Below are 15,779 nucleotides of genomic sequence, written 5' to 3'. Positions count from 1 at the left end.
GGTCCACCTGTCGCAATTAGATGACCCCGCGCAATGGCGGGGCGAGAGTACGCATGGCAATCGATGACCTGCTGGACGAGCACGAGCAGAGTGAGCGCGTCCGCAATTGGCTCAAGAACAACGGCGCCGGGATTATCGGCGGTATCGCGCTGGGGCTGGCGCTGATCTTCGGATGGAAGTGGTACGGCCAGCACCGCGAGCAGCAGTCGCAGGCCGGCTATGCCAGCTACGCCGAGGCGGTCAAGGCCATCGGCGGTGCCGATCTGAAGGCCGCGCAGGACAAGGTCGCCGCGCTGCAGAAGCACGACGCCGATTCGATCTACACCGAGCTGGCGCTGCTGCAGCTGGCCCAGGCGCAGGTCAAGGCCAAGCAGAACGACGCCGCGCTGGCGACGCTCAAGGCGGTCAAGGCCGATTCGCCGGTCAAGCCGTACGCCGACCTGCACGCCGCGCGCCTGCTCAATGCCGCGGGCAAGCAGGACGAGGCGATCAAGCTGCTGGCCTCCTACGACAGCGCCTCGGCGCTGGAAGTGCGCGGCGATGCGCTGGTCCTGGCGGGCAAGCGAGACCAGGCCCGCGAGACCTATCTGAAAGCCTTGACCAGCCTGGACGTGGCCTCGCCGCAGCGCCAGATGGTCGAAATCAAGCTCACCAACGCCGGCGGCACGCCGCCCGGGTCCGCGGAGTCGATCTGATGAAAGTGGTTGTGAACATGAAGCGTGCGGCCGCCGTGGTCGCGCTGGTGGCGGTCCTGTCCGGTTGCAGCACGGTCAAGGGCTGGTTCACCGACGATAAGAAGGCCGCCGAGAAGGCCGCCACCGAGCCGGTCAAACTGGAGAAGTTCGAGCCCAGCATCCAGATCGACAAGCTCTGGTCCACCAGCGTGGGCAAGGGCGAGAAGCTGCTCGGCGTGCGCGAGGGCCCGGCCGTGGCCGACGGCCACGTCTACGCCGCGGCGATCGAGGGCGGGGTCAAGGCGCTGGATCTGCAGACCGGCAAGGAACTGTGGCACCACAAGATGAAGGACGAGCGCGTCTCGGCCGTCGGCGCCGGCGACGGGCTGGTGGTGGTCGGCACGCTGTCGGGCAAGCTCTTCGCGCTGGATCCGGCCACGGGCGAGGAGAAGTGGACCGCCAAGGCCAGCAACGAGATCATCGCCCCGCCGACCATCGGCCAGGGCAACGTGCTGGTGCACGCCAACGACGGCCAGGTGCTGTGCTTCCAGGTGACCGACGGCGTGCGCCGCTGGTTCTGGAACCGCGAGCAGCCGGCGCTGACCGTGCGCGGCAACGGCCCGGTCACGCTGGGCCCGGGCCTGGTGTTCGTGGGCAACGACGACGGCACCATGACCGCGCTGGCGCTCAACGACGGCCATGCGCTGTGGGACCAGACCGTGGGCCAGCCCGAGGGCCGCACCGAGCTGGACCGCATGGCCGACGTGGACGGGCCGCCGGTGATCGACGGCACCACGCTCTACGCCTCCAGCTACAAGAACGCGACCCTGGCCATCGACGGCCCCAGCGGCCGCCCGATGTGGAGCCGCGACAAGGGCGGCGTCGCCGGCCTGGCCTGGCCCCGTCCAGCGTTGTGCTCTCTGACAAGGGCGGCGTGGTGTGGGCGCTGGACAAGACCAGCGGCGGTTCGCTGTGGTCCAACCAGAAGCTGCTGCGCCGCGCGCTGACCGCGCCGGCGGTGCAGGGCGACTACGCGGTGGTCGGCGATTACGACGGCTACGTGCACTGGCTGCGCCTGGACAACGGTGAGCTGGCCGCGCGCGAACGCGCCGGCGGCGACCCGATCCGCGCCACCCCGGTGGTCGCCGATGGCGTGCTGCTGGTCCAGAACATCGACGGCAAGCTGACCGCGTTCCGCATCAAGTAAGCCTTCCACGCAAGACCCACGGGGAGCCGGAACATGCGTCCGGCTCCCCGTTTTCGTATCCTGTGCCGCCTTCGCCGCGTGCCCATGGCCGCGCCGCCGGGTCCGTGCGGCGGGCCGCCGGCCCCGGCCCCGCTCGTTCTTCGCCTTCCAGGTCTGGTTTCCAATGCTGCCTCTCGTCGCCCTGGTGGGCCGCCCCAACGTGGGCAAGTCCACGCTGTTCAATGCGCTCACGCGCACCCGCGACGCGCTGGTGCACGACCAGCCCGGCGTGACCCGCGACCGTAACTACGGCGTGTGCCGGCTGCTGCCGGAGACCCCGTTCGTGCTGGTCGACACCGGCGGCATCGCCGGGGACGAGGAGGGCCTGGCCGGCGCCACCGCGCGCCAGTCGCGCGCCGCCGCGGCCGAGGCCGATCTGGTGCTGTTCATCGTCGATGCGCGCGAGGGCGCCTCGGCGCTGGATGACGAGATCCTGGCCTGGCTGCGCAAGACCGCGCGGCCGACCCTGCTGGTGCTCAACAAGATCGACGGCGTGGACGAGGAGGCCGCTCGCGCCGACTTCGCCCGCTATGGCTTCGCCGATGTGCTGACCCTCTCGGCCGCGCATCGCCAGGGCGTGGACGAACTGGTCGAGGAAGTGCTCGAACGCGTCCCGGCCGAGGGCGCCGGCGAACTGCTGGACGAAGACCCGAAGCGCATGCGCATCGCCTTCGTCGGCCGGCCCAACGTGGGCAAGTCCACGCTGGTCAACCGCCTGCTGGGCGAGGAGCGCATGATCGCCTCGGAGGTGCCGGGCACCACGCGCGACTCCATCGCGGTGGACCTGGAGCGCGAGGGCCGCCTGTACCGGCTGGTCGACACCGCCGGCCTGCGCCGCAAGGGCCGCGTGGACGAGGTGGTGGAGAAGTTCTCCATCGTCAAGACGCTGCAGGCCATCGAACAATGCCAGGTCGCGGTGCTGCTGCTGGACGCCAGCGAAGGCGTGACCGACCAGGACGCCAGCGTGCTGGGCGCGATCCTCGACGCCGGCCGCGCCCTGGTGGTGGCGGTCAACAAGTGGGACGGGCTGACCGACTACCAGCGCCAGCAGGCCGAGCAGCTGCTCTCGCGCAAGCTGGGCTTCGTCGAATGGGCCGAGGCGGTGCGCATTTCGGCCAAGCACGGCTCGGGCCTGCGCGAGCTGTTCCGCGCCATCCACCGCGCGCATGCCTCGGCCACCAAGACCTTCAGCACCAGCGAGGTCAACACCGCGCTGGAGATCGCCTACGAATCCAACCCGCCGCCGAGCATCCGCGGCCATGTCTCCAAGCTGCGCTACGTGCATCCGGGCGGCGAGAACCCGCCGACGTTCATCGTCCACGGCACGCGCCTGAAGGTGCTGCCCGAATCCTACAAGCGCTACCTGGAGAATTTCTTCCGCAAGCGCTTCAAGCTGGTGGGGACGCCGGTGCGCTTCCTGTTCCGCGAGGGCGCCAACCCTTACGAGGGCAAGAAGAACGTGCTGACCGAGCGCCAGATCGCCAAGAAGAAGCGCCTGATCCGCCACGTCAAGCGCGGCAAGTAAGCCTATGACGTTCCCCACGCGCATCGACTACACGCAGGCGCTGGAGATCGTGGCGCGGATCGGTGCGCAGCATCGCGCCCCGCCGCAGCGGCTGGCGATCCAGCGCGTCGATGGCCGCGTGCTGGCGCAGGCGGTCGGCGCGGAGTTCCCGCTGCCGCCGTTCGACAACAGCCGCATGGACGGCTTCGCGGTGCGCAGCGCCGACCTCTCGCCCGAGGCGCCGACCACGCTGACGCTGGCCGGCGAGCAGTTCGCGGGACCCGAGGCCGGCCTGGTGCTGCAGCCCGGCCAGTGCGCGCGCATCACCACCGGCGCGCCGCTGCCGGGCGGCGCCGATGCGGTGGTCATGAAGGAGCGAGTCCAGGTCGATGGCGCGCGCGTCACTGTGCCGGCGGGGATTCAGGCGGGCCACGACATCCGCCGCGCCGGCGAGGACGTGCAGGCCGGCGCGCAGGTGCTGGAGGCCGGCCAGGTGCTGACCCCGGCGCGCGTGTCGCTGGCGGCCGCGCTCGGCCATGCCGACCTGGCGGTCTTTCCGAAGCCGACCGTGGCCGTGTTCTGCACCGGCGACGAGCTGGTCGAGCCGGGCATGCCGCTGGCGCCGGGGCAGATCTACGACAGCAACCGCGACCTGCTCATGGGCCTGCTGCGCCAGCTCGGCCTGGAGCCGGTCGCCTGGCCGCGCCTGCCCGACGATCCGCAGCGGGTGGAGACCGCGCTGCGCGATGCGGCGAGCGCGTTCGACCTGGTGATCACCGCCGGCGGGGTCTCGGCCGGCGAGCGCGATCTGCTGCCCGGGTTGCTGCAGGCGCAGGGCCAGGTGCATTTCTGGAAGGTGCGGATCAAGCCCGGCATGCCGGTGCTGTTCGGCGCGCTGGAGCGGGCCTTGATGCTCGGTCTGCCGGGCAATCCGGTCTCGGTGCTGGCGACCTTCCTGGCGCTGGGGCGGCCGCTGATCGATGCGCTGCAGGGCAGGGCGGAGCCGCGCCCGCGGTTCACCGCCTGCCTGGCCAGCGACTGGCGCAAGACGCACGATCGGCTGGAGTTCCTGCGCGGACGGCTGCGCAGCAGCGAGACGGGCGTGCTGCTGGTCGAACCGAATCCGGCCAAGGCCTCGCACCAGCTGCGCGGGGCGGCCGACAGCGATGCGCTGATCGTGCTGGAGGCCGGTGAGCGAGATTACGCGGCGGGGACGCCGGTGACGGTGCTGCCCTACTGATCGCTCGGGCGGCCTATCTGTAGAGCGGAGCTTGCTCCGCTGGGGCTTTCCCATGAACCGGACGAAGAGCAGCGGAGCAAGCTCCGCTCTACAGGGAGCGTGCGCTGTGATCGGAATAGACGGCAGCGCCCACCGAGCATCAGAGCAGACGTGTGATCTACGCGCTCGGGGCGCCGATGCCGGCATGACACGGCGTCGACGATAATCCTGGCGATGAAGATCGAACTGCTCACGCCCGCGCAGGCGCGCGCGCGCCAGGCCGCCGGCGCGGTGCTGATCGATGTGCGCGAGGTGCACGAACGCGCGCAGGGCCAGGCCGAAGGCGCGCTGGGCATCGAACGCGCCGCCCTGGAGGCCGCGCCGCAGACACAGCTGCCCGATCTGTCGCGCGAGGTCCTGCTGATCTGCCAGAGCGGGGCGCGCTCGCTCGCCGCCGCGCAGGCGTTGCTGGAGCGCGGCTATCTGCGCGTGGCCTCGGTCGAGGGCGGCACCACGCGCTGGATCGCCGGCGGGCTGCCCCTGGTCATGCCGCTCGTTGACGCCGAGCAGGCGCGCTTTGCCGAGCGTTACTCGCGCCATCTGCTGTTGCCGGAAGTCGGCCCGACCGGCCAGCAGCGTCTGCGCGATGCGCGCGTGCTGATCGTCGGCGCCGGCGGGCTGGGATCGCCGGCCGCCTACTATCTGGCGGCGGCCGGCGTGGGCCGGCTGCGCATCGCCGACGACGATGTAGTCGAGCGCAGCAACCTGCAGCGCCAGATCCTGCACGGCGAGGACCGCATCGGCCAGCCCAAGGTGAGCTCGGCGGCGCAGACGCTGCAGGCGCTCAATCCGGACATCGCCATCGACGCGGTGGCCGCACGCGTCACGGCCGACAACGTCGAGGCGCTGCTCGACGGCGTGGACGTGGTGATCGATGGCGCCGACAACTTTGCCACGCGCTATCTGCTCAACGATGCCTGCGTGCGCCAGGCCAGGCCGCTGGTATACGGCGCGGTGCAGCGCTTCGAAGGGCAGGTGAGCGTGTTCGACGCCGGGCGCCGGCGGGGCCAGGTGCCGTGCTATCGCTGCCTGTTCCCCGCGCCGCCGCCGCCCGCGCTGGCGCCGAACTGCGCGCAGGCCGGCGTGCTCGGCGTGCTGCCCGGCGTGATCGGCCTGCTGCAGGCGACCGAGGCGATCAAGCTGCTGCTGGGCCTGGGCGAATCGCTGGCCGGACGGCTGCTGGGCTTCGACGCGCTGGGCATGCGCTTCCACGAGCTGGCCCTGCCGCCGGACCCCGACTGTCCGGTGTGCGGCGCCGCGGCACCCTGAGGCGGCCGGCGAAGAGATGCGGCGTGCGCCCGCCTTGCGCTAACGTGCCGGCCATCCTCCTGCCCGAGACGCGCCGCACCCCATGCGTACCCTGATCCTGATCGTGGCCGGGCTGCTGATCGCGCTCGGCGTCGTGCTGCGCATGCCGGCGCGCCTGCGCCGCCAGGGCGCGATCGGCTTCACCGTGCTGTGGCTGCTGGCGGTGCTGTGGAATCTGCGCACCGGCCTGGCGCACGGCTACACGCTGGAAGAAGAGGCGCCGATCCAGGCGCTGATCTTCCTCGTGCCGGTCGTGCTGGCCTGGGTGCTGGCGCTCAAGCTGCCGCGTCGCGGCGTCTGGCCATGAGCCACGGGCACGCACCCGTGCGCGATGTCCCGGCCGCGACCACGCCGCATCCGTTGCTGCGCGTGCGCGATGGCAGCGAGGCCAAGGTCAGCTACGCCGAACTGTTCTTCGACCTGGTCTACGTGTTCGCCGTCACCCAGGTCTCGCATTTCCTGCTCGGGCATCTGACCTTGCTGGGGGCGGCCCAGGCGCTGCTGCTGTGGTTCGCGGTCTGGCTGGGCTGGCAGTACACCTGCTGGATGACCAACTGGTTCGACCCCGGAGACCCGGCCGATCCGGGTGATGCTGTTCGCGCTGATGGGCGTGGGGCTGCTGTTCGCCGCCGCGCTGCCGGAGGCCTTCGGCGAGCGCGCTCTGCTGTTCGCCGGCTGCTATGCGGTCATGCAGGTGGGGCGAGCGCTGTTCCTGCGCCTGCAGTTGGGCGACCATCCCCTGGGGCCGAACTTCAGCCGCATCCTGGCCTGGGCCGTCCTGTGCGCGGCGCTGTGGATCGGCGGCGGCCTGGCCGAGCCGGGCTGGAGGATGCTGCTGTGGGGCCTGGCGGTGGCGTGCGAGTACGTCTCGCCGATGTTCGGCTTCCCCGTGCCCGGCCTGGGCCGGTCGGACAGCGCGCGCGAGTGGACCATCGAAGGCGGCCACCTGGTCGAGCGCTGCGCGCTGTTCGTGATCGTGGCCCTGGGCGAATCGATCCTGATCACCGGCGCCACGCTGGCCCATGCGCCGGCCTGGGACGCGGCGGAGATGATCGCCTTCGCCACGGCCTTCGTCGGCAGCCTGGCGATGTGGTGGCTGTACTTCAACATCGCCGTGCGCGATGCGACCGAGATCATCGTCCAGGCCGACGATCCGGGCCGCTATGGCGCGCTGTTCCACTATCTGCACGTGGCCATCGTCGGCAGCGTCATCGTCACCGCGGTCGGCAACGATCTGATGATCGCCCATCCGCATGGCCATATGACGCTGGCCTTCGTGCTGGTGATGCTGGCCGGGCCCGGACTGTTCCTGGCGGGCAACGGGCTGTACAAGCGCGCGGTCTATGGGCGCTTTCCGCTCTCGCATCTGATCGGGCTTGCGTTGCTGCTGCCGCTGGCGTGCCTGGCGCAGGTGCTGGGGCTGCTGTGGTTGAACGCGCTGACTACGGTGGTGCTGATCGTCACGGCGTCGCTGGAAACCGCCGCGCGTGGTGGCCCGCCTGACAAGCAGGTCAGCACACACTGATCCGCGACGGCGCACATTGCAGCGCTGACATGCGCCGTTAGACTCGGTGCATGAGCGTCGAATCCGAATCCAGCCAACTGGTCAACGTGGTCGCCCTGCTGGGCGCGGCGGTGGTCGCTGTCCCGCTGTTCCGCCGTCTGGGCCTGGGCTCGGTGCTGGGCTATCTGGCCGCCGGCCTGGTCATCGGCCCGTTCGGGCTGGGCTGGTTCAACGATCCGCAGTCCATCCTGCACGTGGCCGAGCTGGGCGTGGTGCTGTTCCTGTTCGTGATCGGGCTGGAGATGCGGCCCTCGCATCTGTGGGGCCTGCGCAGGCAGATCTTCGGCCTGGGTTCGCTGCAGATCGCGCTGTGCACCGCGGCGCTGACCGGCGTGGGCATGCTGTTCGGCCTGCATGGGGCGGTGGCCTTCGTCGGTGCGGCCGGCTTCGTGCTCACCTCCACCGCGATCGTCATGCAGCTGCTCGGCGAGCGCGGCGATATCGCGCTGCCGCATGGGCAGAAGATCGTCGCGGTGCTGTTGTTCGAGGATCTGCTGATCGTGCCGCTGCTGGCGCTGGTCGCGTTCCTCTCGCCGCTGCCGGCCGAGAGCGGGGGGCATTCGCGCGGGATGTCCATCGGCATCAGCGTGGCCTGCCTGGCCGGGCTGATCGCCGCTGGGCTGTGGCTGCTCAATCCGCTGTTCCGGCTGCTGGCGCGGGCCAAGGCGCGCGAGGTGATGACCGCCGCCGCCCTGCTGGTGGTGCTGGGCGCGGCGCTGCTGATGCAGCTGGGCGGCCTGTCGATGGCGATGGGCGCGTTCCTGGCCGGCGTGCTGCTGTCCGAGTCCACGTTCCGCCATCAGATCGAGGCGGACATCGAGCCGTTCCGCGGCCTGCTGCTGGGCCTGTTCTTCCTCTCGGTCGGCATGTCGCTGGACCTGTCGGTGGTGGCCAACAACGCGCTGGTCGTCGCCGGGCTGGTGGTGGCGATGATGGTGACCAAGGCGCTGTGCATCTATGTGGTCGCGCGCCTGACCCACAGCAGCCATGGCGAGGCGCTCGACCGCGCGGTGCTGATGGCCCAGGGCGGCGAGTTCGCCTTCGTCCTCTATGCCGCCGCGCTGGCCGCCGGCCTGATCGATCCCACCATCAGCGCGACCATGACCGCGGTGGTGGTGCTGTCGATGGTGCTCACCCCGCTGGTGGTGCTCGTGGCGCGCCGCTTCATGCCGCAGGCGGCCGCCTCGATGGAGGGCATCGAGGCGGTGCACGACCAGAGCGGCAGCGTGCTGATCATCGGCTTCGGCCGCTTCGGCCAGGTCATGAGCCAGTCGCTGCTGGCGCGCGACATCGATGTGACCATCATCGACAGCGACATCGACATGATCCGCAGCGCCGAGGAGTTCGGCTTCAAGGTGTTCTTCGGCGACGGCACGCGCCTGGATGTGCTGCGTGCCTCCGGTGCATCCACCGCGCGCCTGATCGCCATCTGCACCGACAGGCCCGAGACCACCAGCCTGATCGTCGAACTGGCCCAGCAGGAGTTCACCCAGGCCAGGGTGCTGGCGCGCTCCTTCGACCGCGAGCATTCGCTCAAGCTGGTCGCGGCCGGAGTGGACTTCCAGATCCGCGAAACCTTCGAATCGGCAGTGCGCTTCGGCCAGGCCGCGCTGGAGGCCATGGGCGTGGACGAGGACGTGGCGGCGCGCACGGCCAGCGAGGTGCGCCGGCTGGACGCCGAGCGCTTCGACCTGGAGGTCGCCGCCGGCGATGTCCGTGCCGGCATTCCGCTGCTGATCGGCAACACCGCGCCGGCCACGCCGACCCCGTTCACCGCGCCGCGCCGAGAGAGCCGGCGTCTGGATGCCGGCGGCGAAGCCGAAGACTCCAGCGCGTGATAACGACGCGGCATGTGCTCATGCCGAGCCGGCAGAAAGCGTTTCCACGCTTCTAACTCCTCCTTTACACCGGGCGCATCGGGCTGCGGTCAGATGGGCGTTCCGCTGGGAGACAGGAAGGATCGCCATGCACATCACCCTGATCGGGGCAGGCTTCTGTGGAAGCGCACTCGCGGCGGAGCTGCTGCGCCAGGGCGGGCCCCAGGCCCGCGTCACGCTGGTCGGTCAGCCGGAGACCTTCGGCCGCGGCGTGGCCTACGGTGCCGCGCGGCCCGAGCACCTGCTCAATGCGCGCGCCAAGGACCCGGGCCTGGTCGCCGACGCGCCGACCGGGTTCGCCGATGCGCTGGCGCTGGGCGAGGGCGGGCGGCTGGGGTTCCTGCCGCGCTTGGCTTACGGCGACTATCTGCAGGACCAGCTGCACCAGGCCACGGCGCAGGCCCAGAACTTCGCCCGCATCGAAGAAGAAGTGATCGCGGTGGACCGTGTGCCCGGCGGCTTCCGCGTGCTGCTGGGCAATGGCGAGGACTTCCTCAGCGACCGCGTGGTGCTGTGCGTGGGCGCGCTGCCGCCGCAGCGCCTGGCCGGCGTCGGTCCGCGCCTGGCGGTGGACCGGCGCTACATCGGTTGGCCGTGGCAGGACGGGGCGATCGACGCCATCGCGCCGAACGCGCGGCTGCTGATCGTCGGCACTGGACTGACCATGGCCGATGTGGTGGTGACGCTGCGCCAGCGCGACCATCGCGGGCCGATCACGGTGCTCTCGCGCCACGGCCTGATGCCGCTGCCCCATCTGGAGGCGCCCGGGGCGCCGCTCGAGCTGCCGCCGAGCGTGCAGCAGAGCCTGCGCGACCACGATCTGCGCGGGCTGGTGCGCACGCTGCGCCAGCTCTCCGCGGTGGTGGACGACTGGCGGCGCCTGATCGATGCGCTGCGTCCGCATCTGCAGCCGTTCTGGCGCGGACTGAATCAGGCCGATCGCGCCCGGTTTCTGCGCCACCTGCGCTCGCACTGGGAGGCGCTGCGCCATCGGGTGGCGCCCAAGGTCGCCGAGCAGCTGCAGGCTCTGCAGGATCGCGGCCAGCTGCGGGTGCTGGCCGGGCGCCTGCTGCGCGCGCGGCTGGGCGCGCACGAGGTCGAGGCGCTGGTCCGGCCGCGCGGCGCGACCAGCGCCTGGGTGGGTCACTTCGACGTCCTGATCCGGGCGACGGGACTGGATACCGACATCGAGCGCACCAGCCATCCGCTGGTGGCCACCCTGCGCGACGCAGGCCTGCTGGGTGCGGACCCGCTTGGCCTGGGCGTGGACGTGGACGAGCGTCTGCAGGTGCGCGATCGTTCCGGCAGTGCGGTGCCGGGCCTGTACTGCCTGGGCCCGCTGCTGCGGGGCCAGCTGTGGGAGATCACCGCCGTGCCCGAACTGCGCGCCGCCGCCCGCACCCTGGCCACGCGGCTGCTGGCGCAGCCGGTCGACTCGGACGCAGGACAGCCGGCGCTGCGCGCGGCGGTCTGAGCGAAGGACAGCGACACGGCGCCAGTGCAAGACGCGACGAGAGGTGCGTGTGACTTCCCGGCGACGCGTTCGGGCTGCTGATGAGGGGCTTTTCTCCCGATCGGGCGCCGCTACGCGTGAGCGTCTCGGCTTCGGAAGGGCAGCGGTCCGGCGGGCGGCGTCCGCTTTTCCCTCAATCAGGGCATCGGCGCCCTGATTCGGGCGCTCGGCTCCTGCCTCGCTAGGCGCGGCCACCGCCCGCCGGACCGCTGCTGCGCGCGTTAACTCAGGGGCTTCGGGTCGAAGGTTGAAAGGAGCTGATCCATTGGCTGCTGGCCTGGAATGCCGGCTCCCCTCTGTAGAGCGGAGCTTGCTCCGCTGCTCTTCGTTAGGTTCGTGGGAAAGGCCCCAGCGGAGCAAGCTCCGCTCTACAGGCAGGACGCGACAGTTGCCCCCACCGAAGCATCAGGCGGTCGATCCGCGCCTATCCCATTGTCGACCCTGGATGGCGGACCGAGTCGAGGAGCCGCCCGGCTCGGTCGAGGCTGGGTAGCCAAGTCTGCTCACCCGCCCGAACTCCTGCGAAGACCCGAAAAGAGGCCTCTAAGGCAGTCTTGCTAGAATGGCGGGCTATCCATTGCCACGCATCGCATCGCTCCCATGATCGAACTCAATCCCGTCCGCCAGCGCATCGCCGACCTGACCGAGCGGCTGGGCTCGCTCAGGGGGTATCTTTGACTACGACGCCAAGCGCGAGCGTCTGGAAGAAGTCGAGCGCGAGCTCGAAAACCCCGATATCTGGAACGACCCCGAGCGCGCCCAGAACCTGGGCCGCGAGCGCGCCCAGCTGGACCGCACGGTCAACGGCATCCGTGATCTGACCGAAGGGCTCAACGGCGCCAGCGAGCTGCTGGAACTGGCCGAGATGGAATCCGACGAGGACACCGCCAACGCGGTGGTCGCCGACGTCGAACGCTTCGCCCGCGACGTGGACAAGCTGGAATTCCAGCGCATGTTCTCCGGCGAGATGGACGCCACCAACGCCTTCGTCGACATCCAGGCCGGTGCCGGCGGCACCGAGGCCCAGGACTGGGCCGAGATCTTGCTGCGCATGTATCTGCGCTGGGCCGAGGGCCGCGGCTGGAAGGTCGAGCTGATGGAGGCCTCGGCCGGCGAAGTGGCCGGCATCAAGTCGGCGACCTTCCGCGTGGAAGGCGACTATGCCTACGGCTGGCTCAAGACCGAGATCGGCGTGCACCGGCTGGTGCGCAAGTCGCCGTTCGACTCGGACAACCGGCGCCACACCAGCTTCACCAGCGTGTTCGTCTCGCCCGAAGTTGACGACAACATCGACATCGAGATCAACCCGGCCGACCTGAAGACCGACGTCTACCGCTCCTCCGGCGCCGGCGGCCAGCACGTGAACAAGACCGAGTCGGCCGTGCGCATCACCCACGTGCCGTCAGGCGTGGTGGTGGCCTGCCAGACCGAGCGCAGCCAGCACGCCAACCGCGACCGCGCGATGAAGATGCTCAAGGCCAAGCTGTACGAGCTGGAAATCCAGAAGCGCAACGCCGAGAAGAACGCGCTGGAAGCCACCAAGTCCGACATCGGCTGGGGCAGCCAGATCCGCAACTACGTGCTCGACCAGAGCCGCATCAAGGACCTGCGCACCGGCGTGGAGCGCTCGGACACGCAGAAGGTGCTCGATGGCGATCTGGACGAATTCCTCGAGGCCAGCCTCAAGTCCGGCCTGGACGCGGGCGCCAAGCGCGTCGACGCCTGAAGGCAGGAGCGCCTGGAGAGGCGTGAGAGGTGAGTCGAGGCGGGCCGTGCCTGCCGCCACACTCGCCGTCTCCTGCCCTTGCTCGCTTCTTACTTCTCACTTCTCCCAACCTTAGTCCTCACCCCATGACCGACCAGCCCACCACCACGCCCACCGACGAGAACAGCCTGATCGCCGAGCGCCGCGGCAAGCTCACCGCGCTGCGCGGGCAGGGCATCGCCTATCCCAACGACTTCAAGCGCGAGGTCTATGCCGGCGATCTGCAGGCCGAGTTCGCCGACGCGGAGACCTTTACCGCCGAGGTGCTCGAAGGGTTGGATCGCCAGGTCAAGCTGGCCGGCCGGCTGATGGCCAAGCGAGTGATGGGCAAGGCCAGCTTCGCCCAGGTGCAGGACGAGTCCGGGCGCATCCAGCTGTTCCTGCAGGGCAATACGCTGGGCGAGGCCTATACCGCGTTCAAGGGGTGGGACGTGGGCGACATCATCGCCGTGGAAGGCACGCTGACCCGCACCAAGACCGGTGAGCTGTCGATCAAGGCCACCACGATCCGCCTGCTGACCAAGTCGCTGCGGCCGCTGCCGGACAAGTGGCACGGCCTGAGCGATGTCGAGCAGCGCTATCGCCAGCGCTATGTCGACCTGATCGTGACGCCCGAGTCGCGCGAGGTGTTCATCAAGCGCAGCAAGATCATCCGCGCCATCCGCGCCTGGCTCGACGCGCGCCGCTTCCTGGAAGTGGAAACGCCGATGATGCATTACATCCCCGGCGGCGCCACGGCCAAGCCGTTCACCACACACCACAACGCGCTGGACCTGCAGCTGTACCTGCGCGTGGCGCCGGAGCTGTATCTCAAGCGTCTGGTCGTCGGCGGCCTGGAGCGCGTGTACGAGATCAACCGCAACTTCCGCAACGAAGGCGTCTCCACGCGCCACAACCCCGAATTCACCATGCTCGAGCTGTACGAGGCCTACGCCACGTACCACGAGGTGATGGACCTGACCGAAGGTGTGATCCGCGACACCGCCCAGACCGTGCTCGGCACCACGCAGGTGGAATGGGACGGCGCGCGGATCGAACTGGGCCCGGCGTTCCGCCGCTGGCGCATGGACGAGGCCGTGCGCCACCACAACCCGGAGATCACCGCCGCCGACTGCACCGACCGCGACGCCCTGCGGCGCCACTGCGAGCGGCTCGGGATCAAGGTCAAGCCGTCCTGGGGCTGGGGCAAGCTGCTGCTGGAGATCTTCGAGGCCACCGTCGAGCACACCCTGGTGCAGCCGACCTTCATCACCGACCACCCGGTCGAGGTCTCACCGCTGGCTCGCGCCAGCGATACCGAGGCCGGCTACACCGATCGCTTCGAGCTGTTCATCAACGGCAAGGAGATCGCCAACGGCTTCTCCGAGCTCAACGATCCGGAAGACCAGGCCGCGCGCTTTCGCGCCCAGGTCGAGGCCAAGGACAGCGGCGACGACGAGGCCATGCACTTCGATGCCGACTACATCCGCGCCCTGGAGTACGGCATGGCGCCGACCGGCGGCCTGGGCATCGGCATTGACCGTCTGGTGATGCTGCTGACCGGCACCTCCTCGATCCGCGACGTGCTGCTGTTCCCCTACATGCGACCCGAGACCCAGGGTTGAAAAGTGACGCAGCCGGGCAGGCCAGCCTGCCCGGGCCTCAATTGGTTGCATAGGAAACTTTTTGTGCGCGGACCAAACGCCTCGAAACGGCGGCATTTGGCCCCTTTCCACCGGGTTGGACGTCTTTCCATCAGGGATTGACGGTTTTTTGCCGAAAGATCCGACTCGGGTTCGGTGGCATGCTTCATGCTTGACAGTAGGTCTCGATCCGTGGCGTGCGCCGCGATTCGAGGCGGGAATCCCGATGCGGCGGGGTTCCTTCACATTCTGGCAGCCTCGTAATCCCCCGAGAGGTGGTGTTTCATGCTTACCCCGAGCCGCGTGTTCACTGCGGTGTCCTCCCCGACGGACCAGCAACGCTGGCCCAATGGCGCAGGTAGCGAATTGAACATCGTCATCATCGACGACCAGGCGTCCGCGCGGACCATGCTGCGCCACGTGATCGAGGACATCGCCACCGAGCTGGCGGTGCACGACTTCGGCGACCCGCAGGTGGCGCTGGAGTGGTGCAGCCAGCACCGCACCGACCTGCTGCTGCTGGACTACCGCATGCCGGGCATGGACGGGCTGGAGTTCGCCCGCCGCTTCCGCCGCCTGCCCATGCACCGCGACATCCCGGTGATCCTGATCACCGTGGTCGGCGATGAGCCGATCCGCCAGGCCGCGCTGGAGGCCGGCGTCATCGATTTCCTGGTCAAGCCGGTGCGCCCGCGCGAGCTGCGCGCCCGCTGCCGCAACCTGCTGCAGCTGCGCCAGCAGTCGGAGAACGTCAAGCAGCGCGCGCTGTCGCTGGAACAGCGCCTGCTGTCGAGCATGCACGAGGTCGAGGAGCGCGAGCGCGAGACGCTCTCGCGCCTGGCCCGCGCCATCGAGTACCGCGACAGCGGCACCAGCGCCTTCCTGGAACGCATGGCGCGCATCGCCGCGCTGGTGGCCGAGCAGCTGGGCATGGGCGAGGAGGACGTGCGCGCCATCGAGCTGGCCGCGCCCCTGCACGACATGGGCAAGATCGCCATCCCCGACGCGGTGCTGATGAAGCCCGGCCCGCTGGACGCCGAGGAGCTGGCGATCATGCGCCGGCATCCGAAGATCGGCCATGAGCTGCTCAGCGGCAGCCAGAACCGGCTGATCCAGACCGGCGCGATCATCGCCCTGCGCCATCACGAGCGCTTCGACGGCAGCGGCTATCCCGACGGCCTGCGCGGTGAGCAGATCCCGATCGAGGCGCGCATCGTGGCGGTGGCCGACGTGTTCGACGCGCTGATCTCCGCACGCCCCTACAAGCCGGCATGGACGCGCGATGCGGCGCTGGCCTATCTCTACGCGCAGCGCGGGCGGTTGTTCGACCCGGCCTGCGTGGACGCGCTGTTCCGCGGCCGCGAGCGGCTGGACCAGATCTGCGACCGTTATTCGACGCTGCAAGCACGCCCCGGATTGGAGTAGTC

At 69.6% G+C, this 15,779-nt stretch carries 11 protein-coding genes and 2 pseudogenes; all 13 read left to right on the top strand.

Going from position 1 to position 15,779, the window contains the following annotated elements; genetic code table 11:
• Positions 1-53: 53 nt before the first annotated feature.
• Positions 54-695: a tetratricopeptide repeat protein gene (locus ACFJIT_RS07550; protein WP_130518650.1), complete on the top strand. Its 642-nt coding sequence runs from the start codon at positions 54-56 to the stop codon at positions 693-695.
• Positions 695-1,881 (top strand): annotated as a pseudogene (gene bamB, locus ACFJIT_RS07545) (outer membrane protein assembly factor BamB). The gene ACFJIT_RS07550 and the pseudogene bamB overlap by 1 nt, the downstream one beginning before the upstream one ends.
• Before the next feature lie 163 nt (positions 1,882-2,044).
• Positions 2,045-3,445 carry a ribosome biogenesis GTPase Der gene (der, locus tag ACFJIT_RS07540; RefSeq protein WP_379655473.1) on the top strand — a complete coding sequence of 467 codons (1,401 nt, stop codon included), beginning with the start codon at positions 2,045-2,047 and terminating at the stop codon, positions 3,443-3,445.
• Positions 3,446-3,449: 4 nt separating this feature from the next.
• Complete coding sequence (gene glp, locus ACFJIT_RS07535; protein WP_379655472.1) at positions 3,450-4,664, top strand: gephyrin-like molybdotransferase Glp; 1,215 nt, start codon at positions 3,450-3,452, stop codon at positions 4,662-4,664.
• Between the two features lie 213 nt (positions 4,665-4,877).
• Positions 4,878-5,972, top strand: a complete 1,095-nt coding sequence (moeB, locus tag ACFJIT_RS07530) for a molybdopterin-synthase adenylyltransferase MoeB (protein ID WP_379655471.1) — start codon at positions 4,878-4,880, stop codon at positions 5,970-5,972.
• Positions 5,973-6,054: 82 nt separating this feature from the next.
• On the top strand, positions 6,055-6,318 hold the full coding sequence (locus ACFJIT_RS07525) for a hypothetical protein (protein WP_379655470.1): 264 nt from the start codon (positions 6,055-6,057) through the stop codon (positions 6,316-6,318).
• A pseudogene (locus ACFJIT_RS07520) lies at positions 6,315-6,527 on the top strand (low temperature requirement protein A); the annotation flags it as partial. The gene ACFJIT_RS07525 and the pseudogene ACFJIT_RS07520, both read left to right, overlap by 4 nt.
• Before the next feature lie 73 nt (positions 6,528-6,600).
• Positions 6,601-7,536, top strand: coding sequence for a low temperature requirement protein A (locus ACFJIT_RS07515; protein ID WP_379655469.1), 936 nt, complete (start codon positions 6,601-6,603; stop codon positions 7,534-7,536).
• A 50-nt stretch (positions 7,537-7,586) separates the two neighbouring features.
• Positions 7,587-9,413 carry a monovalent cation:proton antiporter-2 (CPA2) family protein gene (locus ACFJIT_RS07510; protein ID WP_379655468.1) on the top strand — a complete coding sequence of 609 codons (1,827 nt, stop codon included), beginning with the start codon at positions 7,587-7,589 and terminating at the stop codon, positions 9,411-9,413.
• A gap of 127 nt (positions 9,414-9,540) precedes the next feature.
• Entirely contained in the window at positions 9,541-10,926 is a 1,386-nt protein-coding gene (locus ACFJIT_RS07505) for an FAD/NAD(P)-binding protein (protein ID WP_379655467.1), read from the top strand.
• Positions 10,927-11,565: 639 nt separating this feature from the next.
• Positions 11,566-12,691 (top strand): peptide chain release factor 2 gene (prfB, locus tag ACFJIT_RS07500; RefSeq protein WP_379655466.1). Its coding sequence is split into 2 segments (ribosomal slippage): positions 11,566-11,640 and positions 11,642-12,691, totalling 1,125 coding nucleotides; the frame shifts between segments, so codons are not numbered across the junction.
• A gap of 125 nt (positions 12,692-12,816) precedes the next feature.
• Positions 12,817-14,334: a lysine--tRNA ligase gene (lysS, locus tag ACFJIT_RS07495; RefSeq protein ID WP_379655465.1), complete on the top strand. Its 1,518-nt coding sequence runs from the start codon at positions 12,817-12,819 to the stop codon at positions 14,332-14,334.
• Between the two features lie 303 nt (positions 14,335-14,637).
• Positions 14,638-15,777, top strand: a complete 1,140-nt coding sequence (locus ACFJIT_RS07490) for a two-component system response regulator (protein ID WP_130522467.1) — start codon at positions 14,638-14,640, stop codon at positions 15,775-15,777.
• Positions 15,778-15,779: the final 2 nt, after the last annotated feature.

Origin of the sequence: Pseudoxanthomonas sp. UC19_8 (assembly GCF_042700505.1) — a bacterium.
Lineage (GTDB): Bacteria > Pseudomonadota > Gammaproteobacteria > Xanthomonadales > Xanthomonadaceae > Pseudoxanthomonas_A > Pseudoxanthomonas_A winnipegensis.
Note: the sequence above shows the minus strand (reverse complement) of the source record. Positions and strands in the feature narration are given on the sequence as shown.

Bases quoted from the DNA above. Each gene is read 5' to 3' on its own strand.
- ACFJIT_RS07525 (WP_379655470.1), top strand. From the start codon at position 6,055: ATGCGTACCCTGATCCTGATCGTGGCCGGGCTGCTGATCGCGCTCGGC.
- moeB (WP_379655471.1), top strand. From the start codon at position 4,878: ATGAAGATCGAACTGCTCACGCCCGCGCAGGCGCGCGCGCGCCAGGCC.
- glp (WP_379655472.1), top strand. From the start codon at position 3,450: ATGACGTTCCCCACGCGCATCGACTACACGCAGGCGCTGGAGATCGTG.
- ACFJIT_RS07550 (WP_130518650.1), top strand. From the start codon at position 54: ATGGCAATCGATGACCTGCTGGACGAGCACGAGCAGAGTGAGCGCGTC.
- ACFJIT_RS07510 (WP_379655468.1), top strand. From the start codon at position 7,587: ATGAGCGTCGAATCCGAATCCAGCCAACTGGTCAACGTGGTCGCCCTG.
- ACFJIT_RS07490 (WP_130522467.1), top strand. From the start codon at position 14,638: ATGCTTACCCCGAGCCGCGTGTTCACTGCGGTGTCCTCCCCGACGGAC.
- ACFJIT_RS07505 (WP_379655467.1), top strand. From the start codon at position 9,541: ATGCACATCACCCTGATCGGGGCAGGCTTCTGTGGAAGCGCACTCGCG.
- der (WP_379655473.1), top strand. From the start codon at position 2,045: ATGCTGCCTCTCGTCGCCCTGGTGGGCCGCCCCAACGTGGGCAAGTCC.
- ACFJIT_RS07515 (WP_379655469.1), top strand. From the start codon at position 6,601: ATGCTGTTCGCGCTGATGGGCGTGGGGCTGCTGTTCGCCGCCGCGCTG.
- lysS (WP_379655465.1), top strand. From the start codon at position 12,817: ATGACCGACCAGCCCACCACCACGCCCACCGACGAGAACAGCCTGATC.